This is a genomic window from Pauljensenia sp. 20925_1_27 (assembly GCF_041432835.1).
Lineage (GTDB): Bacteria > Actinomycetota > Actinomycetes > Actinomycetales > Actinomycetaceae > Pauljensenia.
In genome coordinates this window covers 16,973-34,378 of record NZ_JAPWAH010000020.1, presented here as the reverse complement: position 1 = coordinate 34,378, position 17,406 = coordinate 16,973, and the positions used below count along the sequence as shown (strand labels likewise).

The window sequence follows — 17,406 nt, the reverse complement described above, 5'->3', positions numbered from 1 at the left end:
GACCACCACCTGGAGCGGTACAGCCACCAACCCCTTCACCGGAGAAACCCAAACCATCAACGGCCTCGTCACCACCAAAGAAACGACCGGCCCCTTCCCCCTCAACCACCTCATCGTCTCAAACACCGACACCTGGGAAGAAAAACAAGGACACTAAACCACCGCTACACAGATGAGGACCTACGCCACCCCGATGATCCTTGCCAATTGGGCGCGCGCTGGCCCTCAGGTTCATGACGCCCCCGGAACTGGCTAGTTCTGTTATTACGGACACTGCTTATGCCGCTTGATTCCCAGCTGGCTAAAGCTACTTGCCCAGTCATGAGGAAAACCCATCTCGGTGACAGAACGCAGATGAAGCTGCGCATACTCGTCCTGCACCAAACCGCTCACTTTGGCTGTCCAGCTTGTGCCAGGTGAAATGCTATTCAGCATGAATGCCATGACAAGAAGCGCCCCAAAGAGTTTGTCGCTTTGTCCCTCGGGAAGCGACTCCAAGCCGTCAATTGTGCGAAATGCGACGGTCGATGCTGGCAGTAGGTTTCTGTTGAACAGGCGTCCATGGTGAGCACAAACGTTACGCACGACTGTCAGCTGCTCACACCAACGCGCTAAGGGATCTCTGGAGTAATAGTTCTTCCTGTGCTTGCCCTTCAATCTCAGTGGATCGATGACGAAACCGAAGCTATGCGAGATCTCATGCTGCGCATTGGTGGGGAGTCCGGCGTACAGCTTTGAAATATCGGCAAAGTCCAATGTTTCAGCGAGTACCCAAAACGGGTACCCTTCGTACTTTTCTGAATAGTGCCTGATTGCAGCATTATTGCCCTCGGCGCGTTTGAGCCGCCTACGAGCGGTGGTCAACCATGACTTATGGTCGAAATCTGGCCGGAACAGATCCTTCGCTTCGTAGGCGAGCGGACCACGAGCAACAATCCACTCACCGACGCGCGTACGCAACGCAATCTCAATGCGTTCGATCCCATCGTGGACGAGTGTGCGTAGTTTACGATCAAACTCATACAGGCCAGCCACTTCAGTAAAGGTTGAGCCCTGTACAAACGTGTCGGCGCGAACAGGCATCCTGGGGGCCGACTCAAGTTGCTCGCGATACGGGTACCAGTAGCCCGACAAGCGGTAATAGGAGACACTACGAAGCCACTGACGTGCGAGATCGGCATCCACCTGCATGCCTCGCTCAGACAGAATGTGGATCTGTTCGTCGATAGTGGTCGGATCCTTGACCTGCTCGTCCATACCATCTGACCTTCCAGATAGAAATCCAGCCCGTCCACTCCGAGGGAGCGGCGGGCTGAACGGTTGCCTAAAGTTTACAACTTATTCCTATTTGGACTCAAGCCCCCTTGCCTGTGACGCGCGAACTCACACGCCCATACCCTCAGATCGCGACGAGGCCGAGGCTAGGCATGCACATCCGTGCGGTTTCGGGAATGTGGGTGGGAGGATGTGCGTGATGGTTGCGCAGCATTCTTAGTTTTTCGTGCTGGTTCTGCGCGTACCCTGAAACAGTAGGGCGCACCTCCAAGGACGGGGGTACGCTGCAGGGCACCTCACCGTGGAGGAGTACAACGCCATGACGGTTCCACCATTATTCGACCACCTCGACACCGAGGACGAGGACCAGCTGCGGCACGACGCCGCACCGCGGGACGCGCTCTTTGAGGCCGGTAGCGGGCCGGGGGTTGGTGACGACAACCCGCCCGCGGGGGCTCATCCCCGGCTTTGGGCGTGGCTGCACGTCGAGCCGTTCTATTGGACGATGCGCGTGGTCTACGTGTGCCTCGCCGCCGGAGCCGTCTTCGCTGTCTACATCAACGGTGTCGCCGAAGGCTGGTGGCACGCGTGGGGTGAAAAACCCAGCATCGCGGCCACAGCCCCCGCCATTCAGCCCGCACCCACCGCATCCGCGTTGGCCTCGGGCGAGGCAGCAATGTCGGGCGGCTACCAGGTCGGCCCCGACGGCGTCCTCGTGCGCCCCGCCCAATACGCCGCAGACACCTACACCAAACCCGAGCTCCCCGACGAAGCAAGGGAAAACACAGAACGAGGAGCAGAAGCAGCCGCAGAACACTACCTCGCACTACTCGTCTACGGGTGGAACACAGGAGACACACGACCATTTGCTGACATGTCATCCCCCACATCGGAGTTCGCTAACGGATATATCAATGACATCGATGAACGTTACGCGAATGGATGGACCTACGGATTGGAGTCAAAGGTCACCCAAATTCTCGCGCTCAAACCACTGGACGCAAATGGTACGGATACGCCCGAAGGCTCGGTTCTCGTTAAGTATCGTATTGAATCATTCGATGGGACAACGTGCGTGAATAAGAATACCCGCACGTCAAGCAAACATTACCAATCCACATTCACACTGGTAATGACTTGGTCTGATGGACGCTGGAAAGAGACACAAGGAAGGATCATTAGCGACAATGAGTAAGAATCAACTGATGCATTTGAGCTGCTCTGTCGCACTGGCCTGCTTTGCGATCACTGCCCTACCAGCCCGGACATTCGCTGCGGACGATATTCCGGATACGATGGGCAGCCATACCGACGGCGATACCGCATACATCAACGGATCCGCTGGCGATAGAGCGGACGATACTGGCTATGACTCCAACAATGTTGCTTTCGATGACGACGGCTCGGAAGCGACAGATACATCCGAAAAGAAGTTTGACATTCTCGACTTTGCGTTTGGTTATCACTGTGAGAATCCCGTTTCCTACGATTCGGGTCATATGATGTTCCCTACCTACTGGAGATGCGACGACCCACCACCCTCCGCGACCCCATCGGAGCCTCCGTCGACACGGACACTCCTGCGCCGCGCCGCCGTCTCCATCCGCGCCGATGGCGCAGGGATCTACAAGCAGCCCCCACACGTCTCATACACGAACAAGTACATTCCCACAATCGTCTCAGTCACCAATCCCACCCAAACCCACACTGTGAGTCTCTTCGGCCGCGAGGTCACAGTGACCTTCAAAGCCACCAACTACGAATGGGACTGGGGAGACGACACCCCACACACCATCACCGCCTACCAAGGAATGGCCTTCGAAAAGGGCATGGACCCCAACAAGGACCCCAGGCTCATCCGCCACTACTACACCCCGCCCAACGGGTGGCGCTCACGCTTCGACGGCCCCTACCCCAACGCCACACGCACCATCACACTGACCACCACCTGGAGCGGTACAGCCACCAACCCCTTCACCGGAGAAACCCAAACCATCAACGGCCTCGTCACCACCAAAGAAACAACAGGCCCCTTCCCCCTCAACCACCTCATCGTCTCCAACACCGACACCTGGGAAGAAAAACAAGGCCACTAAGCGAGTGATGCACCATGATTACGAAATCCTCCAACATCGGCCGGTGGATCGGCGCAGTGATCGCCGCCATCCTTCTCGTCGCAGTATCGTTCGTGGGATTCCGCGCGTTTAACGCTCGCGCCCACGCACACACCGAGCTTCAGTCCGGGGCGCAGTCACCCCAGTCTGACAGTATCGCGCAATCTGGCTCCCAATCGGGAGACACCCCTCAATCCGCGCAGCCGACACCAGTTGACGTCCCGAAACCCACTCCCCCGCCGCACCTCAACGCAGGTGGACAAATTGGTGCCCAAGCGACATCACAGTGGTACATCGACCTATGGGCATATGCGTTCAATACCGGAGACACAGAAGACTTCATGAAGATATGTCAGGTTGAGGGCTACTGTGATGCATTTGCGCACGACCTGGAACGCATGCATACAGATGCATATCTCGTCAAGCCGCTCACCAATCAGTATCTTCAAACAAATAAAATATACGAGTGTTCACTCCAAAAGGCAGGCACTCAAGGAATTTGTGTCGAATTCACTTATGTGCAAACACCGGCGGGATTCCGCTACCTAACAGAGGAAAAGGCGTCAGAAGAATACGACACCATAAGCACCGTAACCGGCGAAGAAATCAACAACGAACAAACACTCTTTCGTGTCCTATTTCTTGAAGAGCAGGGGGATACATGGGTCGTCACCCACATCTGGGATCACTAATGACCACCGAGAATCAATATCCGCCGAGAGCGACAGGCCGCAGAGTCAATTCTCATTGTTGATGCTGACAATACAGATGTGTCACCACGACTCCAGAACTCCATATGCTGAGGCCCCAGACCACCATCGTGGGCTGGGGCCTCAGCGTCAATGTTTCACGGTCAACAGCCGCCAGGACCCCAAATAGGAACTCTCAGCTCTCCTGAACAAGCTCGTAGCACACCCAACGGCACTGCCCCGCGGACCTAACCAGGCCTCGCGCAACTAGATCTCGCAGCGAACTGCCTTGCACCGGTTCCGCATCAGCCGTCGATCGATGATGGCACTGCAGGAGCATCTGCTCCTCAGATGGCGCCATTTCATAGACCCGTCCATCTATCTCATAGAGCCCCACTTCTATGTCATAGAAGCCCATTTCTATTTCATAGAACCCTCGATAGATCCCATAGAAGTTCATAGATGTGACAGAGAGCGTCATAGAGGGACTTCGGATGTACGCGGTCAGAACCGAAGCTCGCTACGCAGCACAATACCGCCGCCTCCGCTCTTACCACGTCAATGTTTCACGTGAAACAATCGCCAGGATGCGCGCCAGGCCACGCGCGCCTCACTTTCGGTGGTAGCGCGGGCTCGTGCCCAGGTGTGTCGGGTAGACGTTCAGGTCATCCCCCAGCTTCGACTCGTCGAGGCCACGATACGTGTACGAACTATCGTTCACGATCTCCGTGGGATCCACGACGCCATCCGCGTACTGCTGGACCTCCTCCGGCGTCGGACTCGACCCACCCTGCTTCTGCGCCAACGGATTCTCATCAGGGAACTGCGACGGATCCGTATTCAACATCGCGCCCGGATCAATGCCACCAAACCCGGCGTACTTGTTCCACCCATGATCAGGATTCAAGCCCGTCTTCACCAGCAACTGCAACAGCTGATTGCTGGTCGCCTCAGGCCACCGCTGCTTGGCCAACGCCAGAACACCCGCGACGATCGGTGAGGCGACCGACGTACCAGAGACAGTATCGTTCGCGCCAGTTTCGACGTTGCGGAAGAGCACAGGTCCGCCAATCGATGTCGTCACCACACCCTGACCCCACGAGGAGTAGTCCTGCCGAGCCCCATCGGTACTGATCGCCGTCACACCGACGACACCGGACCACGCGGACAGCGACGTATCATCATCGTCACGCGAACTATTACCGGCAGCGTTGACCAAAATGACCTGTTGCGCGATCGCTCGAGCGGTAACCCACTTGAGTTCCTTATACTCATTCGGCGTCGAAGCCGATACGTTAATGATCTGGGCACCGTCATTCATTGCCTGATTCAACAGCCATGGCTGACTATCCTTGGTGACGCCACTCGGATCATCACAATCGCTACTACCTTGATCACCATCGGCGCCGAATGTACCTTGATACGCAAGAAGGGACACCTTCGGCGCAACGCCATAATCTGTAGACACGAGGATAGAGGCAACCCCAGTACCATGCGTCGCCACAGCAGGCGAAGAGTTAATCGTGCACGGAATTTTTACCGTGATATCCGCACCAGCGAGCTCGGGGACGGACGTATCCACCTTTCCGTCGATCATCGCGATCGTCACGCCCTTCCCCGTGTACCCCTTCGCGCGCGCACGATCCAGTCCGTAGTACGCGAAGTACGCCTGATCAGCCGCTGTAATCGTGTCCGCCGCGTTCGCGGGGGCACCGGGAATCGACACCATGCCAACTGCGAGCGCACCCACAGCAGCCACGGCGACACAGTTCCTTGCACGCGCTCGACGCTTCTTCTGCGGCCTCACCATTGGCGCGGATCCCACCCATCGTCTCGAATCGGAGCGGGTGTAATGTCCTTCTCCGTCCCGTATGTCTGCGACATCGGATTGACGTATCCTTCCGGCAACTCATCCTCGTCCTCCACGCGGAAAGGCGTGTACTTGCGACGCTTCGCCTTCTCATCGCCCTTGCCCTGACCAGCGCCCGCACCAGCACCGCCGCCCATGAAGCCACTAGTTCCCTGAGTTCCGGTTTTCCCGGAGCCAGCGGCACCAACACCGGCACCCGCCCCGCGGGAGCCATCGGCTCCGACGATACCAGAGAGTCCTCCGGTGCCAGAGGGAGCCTTGTAGGTCCCGTAGCCCGGACCGGAGTAGGATCCCGCGCGCAGCGCGGACATGCCACTCACGTTGCCAGCCATTCCTCCTCGTCCGAGGGCGCCCGCTGCACCGCGACCAAGAGCACCCGCCGACGAGCCGAGGCCTCCTGCCATGCGGGCGGCACCGCGCATGCCCAGCGCTCCCGCGCCCAGCACGCCAGCACCGCTGAGGCGAGCAGCGAGCGCTGATTCGTTGCCCGGGCCACCGTTGACGTTCCACAGCGGGTGGTAACGGTCGACCGGAGGCGCCGGCGTGTAGCCACCAATGACGCCGTTTCGATGCCAGTCCCCGTTCACCCGCGTGTGCAGCAGATCGACACCCATGAGATCCTGCGGGTCGGAAATCGGGTTCAGACGCGACCCCTCCTCGCCCTCGGTCACGAAACGATTCGGGATTCGCGGCGACGACATGACGCGATCGCTGACCGGCCCGCCTTCGTCGTACCCCGCCGGATAGAGCCCGGAACCAGAGCCTCGCAGATCAGATCTCCCGTAGTCCGTGTCGCGATTGCCCGGGTACACACCTCCCTCGTGAGCGGAGGTGTTCAGGTATCCACGCTCGATATCGCGGCGAACAGTTGCGTTCGAAGGACCTTTAGGACCACGAATACCTGCATTTCCCGCTTTTCCACTCTCCATTGCCACACGCTGCGCATTCGTCCCATCTGCCAAGCTCTGCATCGTGTCGTTGGCACGCTGCAGGATGTCTGTTGCGGAAGCTTCGCGCTGGTTGTTCGCCTGGGTGATGAGTCCTTGGACGTACGCTTCACCCGTCGCGGCAACCGCGTTGATGGGCAGGCCCGCTAGGCCCATGTATTTCGTCACCGGAATGACGACATGCGCGGCGTCTGCCAGCGCCTGAGGCTTCGAGTCAATCAGGGTGGGCGAGAGCTGCATGGCTTCCTCGCGCACGTGCTTCATGGCGCGGCGAGCCTCCACGTAGTACTCCATCGCGGTGTTGTGCCCCTCTTTAATGGCCTGCACCTGCTTCATCGCGTTATCAGTCCACGCGTCGACCTGTTCTCCGGTCTCCCCGGTGAAGCCCTGGTTTGTGCGCATGTGGTGCGTCGAGTTGTTGGCCTCGTTCAGGCCGCACACGACTGCGTTGTGTTGGTCGTCCACGGCGTCCAGCGCGGAGGCTTTCTCGATTGCAGCAACCAACTTCATGAGGCGCTCGTACATCGGACTCTCAACCATGATTCGTGCTCCTCTTTCAGATGGCCGACGGTGCGTTTTGGACGGGTTCGTTTGACGAGGCGCTGGCGTCGGTACCCGAATTCGCTGCTGGGGCGGTATTTCCAACCGGCGTCGGAATCGCAGGCGACGTCGTCGATCCACCACTCCCACTGGTTACCCCTCGATCGAGGTCATCCAGGATTTGAGCGAGTTGGTCAGCATTCGCGGTCTCTGCGGCCTCGAAGGCCTCGGCTGCCCGTTCAACATCGTCGTCGAACTTTGTGAAGCGCTGCTTCTGCTTGCCAATGAGACGATCCTCGCTCTTCATCAACGAAACGATCGCCGTGCGCATTGCCCGGAAGCCACCCTCGTCGGACCAGTACGAGGGGTCTTGCGCGTCAATGAGCCGCCCTAGCGCCTCCGATGAGTCCCCCAGGGACTCCCCCCCCCCGTTTCATATCGTCACGCGTCTGGGCGTGCTTATCGGAATCGAAGCCGACGTCAACCACGCGCTACCTCCTGATCAACCAGCCCACAATTATGTTGGCTACGGAATACTGTGCTACCTCGCTAAGCATATGACCAGTCGTTCACATTAACAAGCGTGTTCCTTGGTTTACGAGGCCGGGGCCGGGTCCTCGGAGAGGCCCACACACAGGCCCGCTCACAGCACCCCCAGACTCACCCCCGCCTCTCGCGCAATGTACGCGCGAGGAGGCCGTGCCTCGGCGCGAAGACCCACGCGAGCACGAAGCATGCGGTCAGCACGAGGACGATCGTGGCGCCCGTGGGCACGTCCAGCGCCCAGGACAGGTACAGGCCCACGAGCCCCCCGGAAGCCCCGAGCGCGGGCGACAGGATCATCATGGTCCCCAGGCGGTCGCACAGGAGCCGCGCGGTGGCCGCGGGGGTCACCAACAAAGCGAGCACGAGGACGTTGCCGATCGTCTGCACAGAAATAACCACAGCCAGGGCCACGGCGACATACAGAGACAAGTCAGCCAGCAGCACGTGCACGCCCGCCGCCCGCGCGCTCTCGCGGTCCAAGGTCACGGCGACGATGGGCCGGTGCGCCAGGAACAGCATGAGCAGCACGAACAACGCGCCAGCCAGCACCACGGGCACATCCGACGCCGGGATGCCCGTGATCGACCCGAACAGGAAGTCCTGCAGGCTCCCCGCGTACCCGGGCGCCCGCGCGATGATCGCGACGCCCAGCGCAAACGCGCCCACGAAGAGCACGCCGATGACGGAGTCCTCCTTAAGCCGCCGATTCTGCGCCAACAAGGCCACCAGCACGGCGGTCACGACGCCCGCGAGCGCGCCGCCGAGCACCAGGGACCCGCCGCACACGAAGGCGATCGCCAGGCCGGGGAACACGGAGTGCGCGACGGCGTCGCCGATGAACGCCATGCCGCGCAGGACGACGTGCACGCCGACGCTGCCGCACACGAGCGCGGCGACGACCGCGATCAGCAGCGCACGCGGCAGGAACGCCAGCGCAGGATTCGTCAGGTCTCGGAAGAAGTCGTAGGGGCTCAGGAAGTCCGCCGCCGCGGCGAGGCCACCCCCGGCCGCGTGGATCACGGTGCTCATGCGCGCACTCCTAGGGCGTCGAGGATCGGGTTGTCGGGTCGCACGTCGAAGGCGCGGATCCACGGGTCGGCGTCCGCCAGCTCGTCGGGCCGCCCGGACGCGACGATCGTGCGCCGCAGCAGGTAGAGGCGGTCGCAGCCAGCACGCGCGCCGATGAGGTCGTGCGTGGTCATGAGGAGGGCCCTGCCCCCGTCCGCGAGCGCGCGGAACAGGTCCATGAGCATCTCCTGCGTGGGCATGTCGAGGCCGGTGAAGGGCTCGTCGAGGAGCAGCACGGCGGGTCGGATCGCGAGGGCCCGGGCGACGAGGACGCGCTGGCGCTGCCCGCCGGACAGCTCGCCGATGGGTCGCTTGGCGAGGTCGCGCATGCCGACGAGGGACAGGGCCTCCTCGACGGCGCGGAAGTGTGGGGTCCGAGCGCGCCCGAGCAGGCCTCGCCGCACGGTGACGGCCTGGAGGACGGCGTCGCGCACGCTGATCGGGAAGTCCCACGCGAACTCGTGGCGCTGCGGCACGTAGCCGATCGCGCCGTCGGTCTCGACGCGCCCGCTGGAGGGAATCAAGCCGAGGATCGAGCGGATCAGCGTGGTCTTTCCGGCGCCGTTGGGTCCGATGAGGCCGACGAGCTCCCCGGCCTCGACCTCCAGGTCGACGCCCTCGAGGACGCTGCGCCCGCCCAGGGACGCGCCCAGTCCGGTGACGCGCAGCTGGCTCACTGCTCCCCTCCCCGATCGACGAGGCCGGGGCCCTCAGCGCTTTCATCGCCGCGGGCGGTGGGCAGGGGCGCGAGGATGGAGTCGGCCTCGGCGATGGCGGCGGCCTGTTCGGCGCGGCTGCGGCGCGAGCGCGCGACAACAAGGGTGCCGATCACGAGGAGCGACGCCGCGGCGACGGCGATGATCGCGAGGAAGGCCCAGTCGGGCAGCCCACCCGACGCGGCCCCCGAAGCAGAGGAAGAGGACGCGGGGTCGGCGGCCCCAGAAGCCACGGGCGCGGCGCCAGAGGAAGGAGCGGAGGCCCCCGCCGAAGCAGCATCGGCGGCGGCGGGCGCGGCCATGGCCAGGGCCTCGGACGCGGAGGCGGCGTCACCGACGGCGAAGCGCAGGGTCGTGGAGGCGCTCACGGCCTCGCCAGCGGTGGTCGTGCCGAGGAAGGTCACGGTCGCCGTGTAGGTGCCGGGCGCGGAGAACGCCCAGTTGGCGTGCACGTGCGTGCCCGAGTCGATCCACACGTCGCCAGGTGCCGCGCCCGAGTCGGCGAGCAGGAGGGGCTTGCCGAAGGTGCCGGACTGCAGGAACAGCCACGCGCGGCCGGGACCGGACACGGGGCCGACACGCATGGTGAGGCCGCGGTCGATGGTGGCGGTGACGGCGGGGTCCTGCGTGTTCCAGCCGAGCCACACGACGCTCGGGTTCTGCGTCTGGGGTACGACGTACACGGGCTTGCCGGCGACGTCGGCCAGGAAGGGGTAGTCGTCGGAGTCGGGCGCGGTCATGATGGCCGCGTCACTCACCCGCAGGACGGTCTGGTTGGGGTCGCGCCATACGGCACCGGTCTCGGCGTCGTGGCGCAGGCCGGCCCGCCACTGCCCGTCGATCAGTCGGGGGCCGAGGTCGACGTGCCCGACGCTGATCTCGCTGGCCTCGTTGGACCATTCCTCGTGCGCGGCGACGCTCTGCGCGAGGTCGGGGTCGGGACTCGGGTCAGCAAAAGAAGAGGGGGCACCCACGATGATGAGGAAAGCCGACACAAGCAGAGCGCCCAGCGACATGCCGAGGCGGGGGAATTGCACCATTAGAGCCGCGACACGCCGGCGACACGCCGTAGGGATGCTTCTAATGCTGCAATTCCCCCCGGCGGCGGGGCCTGGCCGGGCTTCGAGACGCAGCGCCCACCCGCTCGGTCCCGGGGGCGGCATGATGGTTTGCCACATGAGGTCGGCGCGGGGCCTGCAGGGCCTGGCCGGGCTTCGAGACGACACGCCGAGCGATGCTCGGGGCGTGGCGGCGAGCGGGCGGGCAGGACCCGCGCCGACCGGAAGCCGTAGACCCGGGGCGAAGAGCCGGCGGCCGGAAGTGGAGCAGGAATGAGTGTTCATGGCATCTCCTTGCCGCCCAGGCAGCGTGCCAGTGAGCGGGCGTTGTGTTCCATCATGTCGATGTAGGTGGGTGCTTGGTCGTCGAGGGTGTCGCCGTACAGGGGGCAGATGTCCACGCCCGCGTCGGTGGCGGCGGTGCGCAGGGTGGAGCGGGTGCGCGCCAGGTTGGGTTCGAGGAACACCGCGGGGATCGAGGAGTCAGACAGGGTGGCCTGGAGTTTGATCCGGTCGGCGATGGAGGGTTCGACGCTGGGGTTGGGCGCCACGAAGCCGGCGACGGTGAGCCCGTAGGCGTTCGCCAGGTACGCGTACGCGTCGTTGGTGGTGACGAGTTTGCGGCGTTCGTCGGGGATGGTCGCGATGGTCGAGGCGACGGTCGCGTCGAGCTCGTCGAGGCGCGTCAGGTAGGCGGCCGCGTTGGCCCGGTAGGTGGCCTCGCCGTCGGGGTCGACGGAGATCAGCGAGTCGCGGATGACGCGCACGTACGCTTGGGCGTTGTGGACGTCGTGCCACAGGTGGGGGTCGATGTCGCCGTGGACGTGCTTGCCGAGGACGGCCTGGGGCAGCATGTACACGTTCGCGCCGGGCTCGCCGATGAAGCGGAACGAGGCCTCCCCGGGGATCGTCGTAAGCGCGCGGGTGGGCACTTCGATGACGACATGGTCGAGGTCGGTGCACTCCATGGTCGAGGCGACGGCCGCCGCGGCACTGGATGCGCCCACGCAGGGGGCCGAGGCCTCGTCCCCGCTGAGTGCTCCGGCGTCGGAGGCGAGTTCGACGCGCTTGGTGGTGAGGTTGACGGTGATGTCGGCGTGGCCGGCGGTCAGGACGCGGCGACCTTCGGCGGCGGCGATGTCCTCGGGCGGGGTGCCGACGGCGAAGACGGCGGTGCCTTCCCCGACGCCCACCGGCGTGGCGCCGGGCGTGGTGCGCAGGTTGGCGCGGAAGTGGACGCGGTACACGCCGGGGGCGGTGAACGCCCAGCTCATGTGCTGGTGGGCGTCGGCGGGCAGCTGCGCGGTGTCGGTGTCGTATCCGGTTGCGGCGTTGAAGCCGTCCGAGGTCGCGAAGGCGATTTCGGGTTGCCCAAACGACGTGGTGAGGTAGGCGGCGGCCTGGCCTGGCCCGTCGACGCCGGTGGTCGTCAGGTCGATCTGCGAGGCGCGGGTGGCCCCCATGTCGGCGCCGTCGCCCCACACGCGCATGCCGAGCCACGGGGTGTCGAGGGCGCGGTCTTCGACGAGGGGGAGGATCGTCGCGCCGTTCTTGGCGGCCTCCTCGGCGACGGAGACGGAGCGCGAGCCAGAGGGCAGGTTGGAGTCGAGGGCGCGGATGAGGGCGTGCTCCTCGAGCATGAGGTAGTTGGAGAAGGCGACGTCCGCGTAGGCCACGTCGCGGATGGTGCGCAGGGAGGGTTCCCACGAGTGCGGGTCCGCCCCGTTGGGCACCATCTGCGTGACGTGGACGCGACTCCCCGCGACGTTGCGCACGAGGTCGGCGAGGATGCCGGTCGTGGCGACGACACGCAGTTCACCGTCGGATGCTGGGTCGGGCGCGGGCGCGCACCCTGCAAGGGTCACCGTGAGCGCTAACGTCGAGGCGGTGAGCACACACCCACTCCCCCGCCACCCACGAAAGGGGAGGCGGGGGATGAAGGAGAGTCGGCCTCGTGAATGAGGGGTCACGACTGTGCGCGCAGGTTGCGGCGGCGTCCGATCGCGCCCACCCACACGCAGGCCGCGCCCGTGAGCGCCCACGTGAGGGAGACGACGGTCAGGGGGATGGTGTCGGCGCCGGTGGTGGCCAGGGAGAGGTCGCAGTCCTTGCCGGAGGCGGTGCGGCCGACGACCTGGGAGACCATGGGTCGCCCGTTGGGGCCGGTCGTGCCCGTGGCGGTGAGGTCGCCGCCGGAGCCGAAGCCGCTGCCCGCGAGCGCCGCGCCGTTGGGGGTGACGCGCATGGAGATGGTCAGCGTGTAGGTGCCGGGCGCGGTGAACACCCAGTTCTGGTGGGCGTGCGTGTTGGCGCCGAGCGTGTAGCCGGTGCCGGGGCCGTCGAAGACGTGCTCGCCGACGCCGGAGCCGAGCGCGCCCGCGTTGAAGACGGCGACGCGTCCGGGGCCCTCGACGGCGTCGAGGGTGAACTGGACGGGGCCGGTGGTGCCGGTGACGATCTCTTCGCGCTGGGAGTTCAGGCCCAGCCACGGCACGCCCGTGATCTGGGTGGAGGGGATCAGCCAGACGCTCGAGCCGGGGGTGGCGACGAAGCTGAGGTCGGCGGGCGCGGTGATGCGCGCCGCGTCACCGAGGGCGAAGGTCAGGGACGAGGGGTCGACCCACTGGGCGGGCTGGCTGCGGTCGTCCTTGACTCGGGCGACGAGGGTTCCGTTTTCGATGGCGGGGCCCAGGTCAAAGTGGCCGTCGGTGGCATTGCCGGAGGCGCCGTCGCCGACGCTGACGGTCAGGGTCGTGCGCGCGGTGTTCGCGGGGGCGCTGTTCGAGGCCAGGGTGGCGGCCTCGGCCTCGGTGGCCTCGCGGGTGATGCGGGTGGCGACGCAGCGCTCACCGCCGGTCGTGCCGGAGGTGGTGCGCGCGCCCGAGGACGGGGCGGGGTTCGCGCCGGTCGTCGTACCGGTGTTTCCCGTCGTTCCCGTCGCGCCGGGCGCGGGGGCCGGGGCGCTGGGCGTTCCCGTGGCGCCGCCCACGCCCTGGTCCTGCGCGGCCTGGTTGTTCGTGGAGCTCACGGAGCCGGGGCCCACGCCGGGGGCGGGCTGTGCCTGGTCGGTTGAGGGGGCCGATGCGGACTCGGCGAGGCACGAGGCCTCGTCGGCGACGTCGATCGTGTAGGTGCGGGCCGCGGAATGGGCGTTGGCGGCGCCGGTGTTGCCGGGGGTCCACGCGCTGGCCTGGACGGTCAGCGTGTAGCGGCCGGCGCGGGTGAACAGCCAGTTGACGTGCTTGTGGGCGGCGTAGGGCTGGTCGATGTCGTCGCCCTCGGGGGCCAGGTCGAAGCTGCCGTCATTGGTGACCGCCTTGGTGCCCTCGGTGAAGCTGGAGGTGAAGGCGTAGATGCGGCCGTTCTCCGGGCCCGTGTAGGAGATATGGAAGCGCGCGGCGTCATAGCCGCCGACCGCGATGCCCAGGGTGTCCCATCCGGGCCACAGGACGGTGGCCTGGTTGTCGCCGGACTGGCCGAGCAGGTACGCGGCGGCGGGAGCGCCAGTCGTCTGGCTGACGTCGGCGGGGATCTGGGTGAGGGTGGACTTGTTGACGGCGAGCAGGGTCTGCTCGGGCTCACGCATGACGCCGGAGCCGGTGGCGTCCTCTTTAATACGGAGGGTCAGGGTGCCGGACGCGTCGGAGGTCAGCTCGAAAATGTCGGCGTGGCCGCGGTCCAGGGTGGCCGTGGTGCCAGCGGGGGCGGTGCGCATGACGGCGCACGTGCTCGCGTCGGCCTCGGTAGAGTCTGTGGCTGCGTCGGTCGTTGCGGCGTCGGCGGCGGTTGCTGCCGCGTCGCTTGCTACCGCGTCCGCGCTGTCGGCAGTGGCCTCGTCGGCAGCGTGTGCCACTCCGGGCACGAGGAAGGAGGCGGCCGCGAGGGCCATTGCGGCGAAAGCCTGGGCCGCTCGGCCCGGGTTCCGGTGCTTCGTGGGGTTCATAGAGGGAGTCCTCTAGGTGCTTCGCACGTGTATATGAATGAGAATCGTTATCATTCTAATATCGTGGCCCGCGTCGCGCAAAGTTCCGCGACCCGAAACTTTTGATCGCAGGCAATAGTTCCGACTGATCACAGGCAACAGCTCCGACGAAGCCCAGAAACCCCTGGGAATACCTGTCCCCACCCCAATTTCGCATGCAATTCCCCCTCCACTCTTTCAAATTTTGAATTCACATCGTTGAAATTCCGCGGTTTTCTCGACATCGCCAATTTGTCTGATAACCGAATTGCATGCGAAATTGGTGGAGCGCTTCGACAACCAACCTCAACACTTCGCCTGGTACCGCACAGATCCCAATGCCCACGCTCTCGCCCCAATACCCACCGCCGAGCACCCCCAATACCCACCGCCAAGCAACCCCAACTCATTCACGCCCCCGAGCAACCCCAAGTCATGCCGGCCGACACGCACACTTGATCGACGAACACGCACGAACCATCATCAAATTTCCTGAAATTTCGCGATCTGCAGACGAGCAGAGCCGACACAACCGGCGAATTGTGACGGCCTGCGCATGCTCGTTCAGATCGTATGCACGCAGCCACTTTGCTTTGCAATTACTTGGTTTTTGCTGCGATCTAAATTACTGTCCGATCGGTTGAATGCACGTTTTGGCAGGGATAAACTATAACTATCAAGCGCCTGACGAAGCTGCCAAGCTGGTTAGGTGCTTTTCTTGTTTGAAACGCAGGGTCGCGCCGACGCCACCCGCGTTGGCACGCTCCACGTACGAGACCGCCGGGCGATCCCCGGCCTCGTCAAACAGGGAATCAACACAACATACGATTCCACGAGGAGTTCACTCATGTTCTCGACCATCGACGTCATGGTTGCCCAGGCTCACATCGATCAGCTCAACGAGCTCGCCGACGCCAAGCACCTGGTGAAGGCCGACCGCCACTGAGCGAATTCCGGCTCGGCCGGAGTTCCACGCAAGTCCGCAGACCCACTTGGGCTGCGGACTTTTTGCATACCCTCGCGCGCACGCGGCACCGCTCCCCCACGTCGCGCTCGACCAACGTATCGGCGCGGGGTCATACCACGGTAGGTGGGCCAGGCCGCGGAGCCCATGGGCAGCGATCGGCAACGTATTCCAGAGGACACCACGAGGCCCGCCAACGTTGCTGCGTCCGGCTGCGCCGCCAGTGGGCGTGACACTGATATGGGCGGAAAATGTATAATGAAATCGGTGGAAAATGTATAATGAAATCGGTGGAAAATGTATAATGATCTACATATTCGCTGATCATAGGAGATTCAGGTGCAGGCTGTACGTCCGGAGAACTACCGCCCTCGAGCAATCGACCGGCGTATCGACCAACTACTGCGATCCTTCGGCGCCGTTGAAATCGCCGGGCCTAAATGGTGTGGAAAGACCTGGACCTCACTTGCACATGCCGACAGCGCTGACTCGCTGACTGACCCAGCAACTCTTCGAGCAGCTCAGACGTCTCCCGATCTCGTACTCTCTGGCAAGCATCCACACCTCATTGATGAGTGGCAAGAGGTGCCTCAGATCTGGGATATGGTTCGTTCTCGTATCGATTCCTCCTCGGGTACACGAGGTCAGTTCATCCTCACAGGGTCTTCCGCTCCTCACGATATCGAAGCAATCAGGCACAGCGGTGCCGGGCGTATTGCACGCGTTCACATGCGGCCTATGACCTCATACGAGGCCGGAGCAACTCCCGGCGGCGTGAGCCTCCACGGTCTTTTTGATGACAAGGGGATCACGTCGCAACGATGCGACAGCTCGATCGAAAGCATTGCACGTTGGTGCTGCCGTGGAGGATGGCCATCGATTCTTGATCTTGATGACGAAGACGCGTTAGAAACTCCCGCACAGTACCTACGCAACCTGATCGAGGTAAATATGCCTCAACTACGCCGATCCCCAGACACTACACGGTCGCTCTTACGCGCTCTCAGTATGAATCTTGCACAAGCTCCGACAATGAGCACGCTGTCGAAGGATATGGGCAGTGAAGGAGAAGACAAGTCACGCCACACAATCAAGGCATACCTCGACGATCTCCGCGCCATGTATCTCCTTGAAGATGTGTCTGGTTGGGAGCCCGCAGCTCGAGGAAAGAAACGTGTGCGCATCAAACCCAAGCGCTACTTCGTCGATCCCTCGCTGCCTGCTGCCATGCTTGGTCTATCTCCCAGCAAATTGCTACGTGATACTCAAACTCTCGGCGGCTTGTTTGAGACTCTTGTCTGCCGCGACCTCCTCACGTTCATCGACACACTTCCAGGTGTCGGAAACTCCCTCGCTTATTACCGTGACGACAAAGGTCTCGAGGTCGACTTCATCATCGAACTCACTGACGGGCGCTGGGGTGCGTTCGAGGTCAAACTGTCGTCGATGGGAATTACTGATCGTGCCGTGGAACGCCTTCACAAGTTCCGTGCGCTCACGACCGGTAACCCTATGACCCAAACTTCCGAGCCTTCCTTCCTTGGTTTCATCGTGGGCCAAGGGGAGTTCGCCTACCAGCGCGACGACGGTCTGCTCGTCCTCCCCTATGCATGCATCGAACCCTGATGTTTCACGTGAAACATCTGCCCAACCACCGG

General features: G+C 63.3%; 14 protein-coding genes. 5 read left to right on the top strand and 9 right to left on the bottom strand.

The window, feature by feature from the left end; all coding sequences use genetic code 11:
- Positions 1-264: 264 nt before the first annotated feature.
- The gene (locus O3684_RS09000; RefSeq protein ID WP_500066450.1) at positions 265-1,257 is read right to left on the bottom strand and encodes an Abi family protein; all 993 of its coding nucleotides are present in this window, start codon (positions 1,255-1,257) and stop codon (positions 265-267) included.
- A gap of 337 nt (positions 1,258-1,594) precedes the next feature.
- On the opposite strand from O3684_RS09000, the gene O3684_RS08995 reads away from it, so the two are divergent.
- From O3684_RS08995 to O3684_RS08985, 3 genes are read left to right on the top strand one after another with little or no spacing between them, the layout of a single operon-like run.
- On the top strand, positions 1,595-2,470 hold the full coding sequence (locus O3684_RS08995) for a DUF6318 family protein (RefSeq protein WP_500066448.1): 876 nt from the start codon (positions 1,595-1,597) through the stop codon (positions 2,468-2,470).
- Complete coding sequence (locus O3684_RS08990) at positions 2,463-3,371, top strand: hypothetical protein (protein ID WP_500066446.1); 909 nt, start codon at positions 2,463-2,465, stop codon at positions 3,369-3,371. Before O3684_RS08995 ends, O3684_RS08990 begins: the two co-directional genes overlap by 8 nt.
- A 14-nt stretch (positions 3,372-3,385) precedes the next feature.
- Complete coding sequence (locus O3684_RS08985; RefSeq protein ID WP_500066444.1) at positions 3,386-4,081, top strand: DUF6318 family protein; 696 nt, start codon at positions 3,386-3,388, stop codon at positions 4,079-4,081.
- A gap of 607 nt (positions 4,082-4,688) precedes the next feature.
- On the opposite strand, the gene O3684_RS08980 is transcribed toward O3684_RS08985, so the two are convergent.
- From O3684_RS08980 to O3684_RS08945, 8 genes are all read right to left on the bottom strand, one after another.
- Positions 4,689-5,888, bottom strand: coding sequence for a S8 family peptidase (locus O3684_RS08980; RefSeq protein WP_500066442.1), 1,200 nt, complete (start codon positions 5,886-5,888; stop codon positions 4,689-4,691).
- The gene (locus O3684_RS08975) at positions 5,882-7,435 is read right to left on the bottom strand and encodes a hypothetical protein (RefSeq protein ID WP_500066441.1); all 1,554 of its coding nucleotides are present in this window, start codon (positions 7,433-7,435) and stop codon (positions 5,882-5,884) included. Before O3684_RS08975 ends, O3684_RS08980 begins: the two co-directional genes overlap by 7 nt.
- A gap of 16 nt (positions 7,436-7,451) precedes the next feature.
- Complete coding sequence (locus O3684_RS08970) at positions 7,452-7,742, bottom strand: hypothetical protein (RefSeq protein WP_500066439.1); 291 nt, start codon at positions 7,740-7,742, stop codon at positions 7,452-7,454.
- 353 nt (positions 7,743-8,095) lie between these two features.
- Positions 8,096-9,010, bottom strand: coding sequence for an anchored repeat-type ABC transporter permease subunit (locus O3684_RS08965; protein WP_500066437.1), 915 nt, complete (start codon positions 9,008-9,010; stop codon positions 8,096-8,098).
- Positions 9,007-9,726, bottom strand: a complete 720-nt coding sequence (locus tag O3684_RS08960) for an anchored repeat-type ABC transporter ATP-binding subunit (RefSeq protein ID WP_048670841.1) — start codon at positions 9,724-9,726, stop codon at positions 9,007-9,009. Before O3684_RS08960 ends, O3684_RS08965 begins: the two co-directional genes overlap by 4 nt.
- Positions 9,723-10,802 (bottom strand): choice-of-anchor M domain-containing protein, encoded by a 1,080-nt coding sequence (locus O3684_RS08955; RefSeq protein ID WP_500066435.1) that lies wholly within the window; start codon positions 10,800-10,802, stop codon positions 9,723-9,725. Before O3684_RS08955 ends, O3684_RS08960 begins: the two co-directional genes overlap by 4 nt.
- A 302-nt stretch (positions 10,803-11,104) precedes the next feature.
- On the bottom strand, positions 11,105-12,718 hold the full coding sequence (locus tag O3684_RS08950; RefSeq protein ID WP_500066433.1) for an anchored repeat ABC transporter, substrate-binding protein: 1,614 nt from the start codon (positions 12,716-12,718) through the stop codon (positions 11,105-11,107).
- A gap of 71 nt (positions 12,719-12,789) precedes the next feature.
- A complete protein-coding gene (locus O3684_RS08945) occupies positions 12,790-14,766 on the bottom strand; it encodes a TIGR03773 family transporter-associated surface protein (protein ID WP_500066431.1) in 1,977 nt (658 codons plus the stop codon).
- 736 nt (positions 14,767-15,502) lie between these two features.
- Here O3684_RS08945 and O3684_RS08940 point away from each other — a divergent pair.
- Both O3684_RS08940 and O3684_RS08935 read left to right on the top strand, forming a co-directional pair.
- Complete coding sequence (locus O3684_RS08940; protein ID WP_500066429.1) at positions 15,503-15,730, top strand: hypothetical protein; 228 nt, start codon at positions 15,503-15,505, stop codon at positions 15,728-15,730.
- A gap of 357 nt (positions 15,731-16,087) precedes the next feature.
- Positions 16,088-17,374, top strand: coding sequence for an ATP-binding protein (locus O3684_RS08935; RefSeq protein ID WP_500066427.1), 1,287 nt, complete (start codon positions 16,088-16,090; stop codon positions 17,372-17,374).
- The last annotated feature ends 32 nt before the right edge of the window (positions 17,375-17,406 follow it).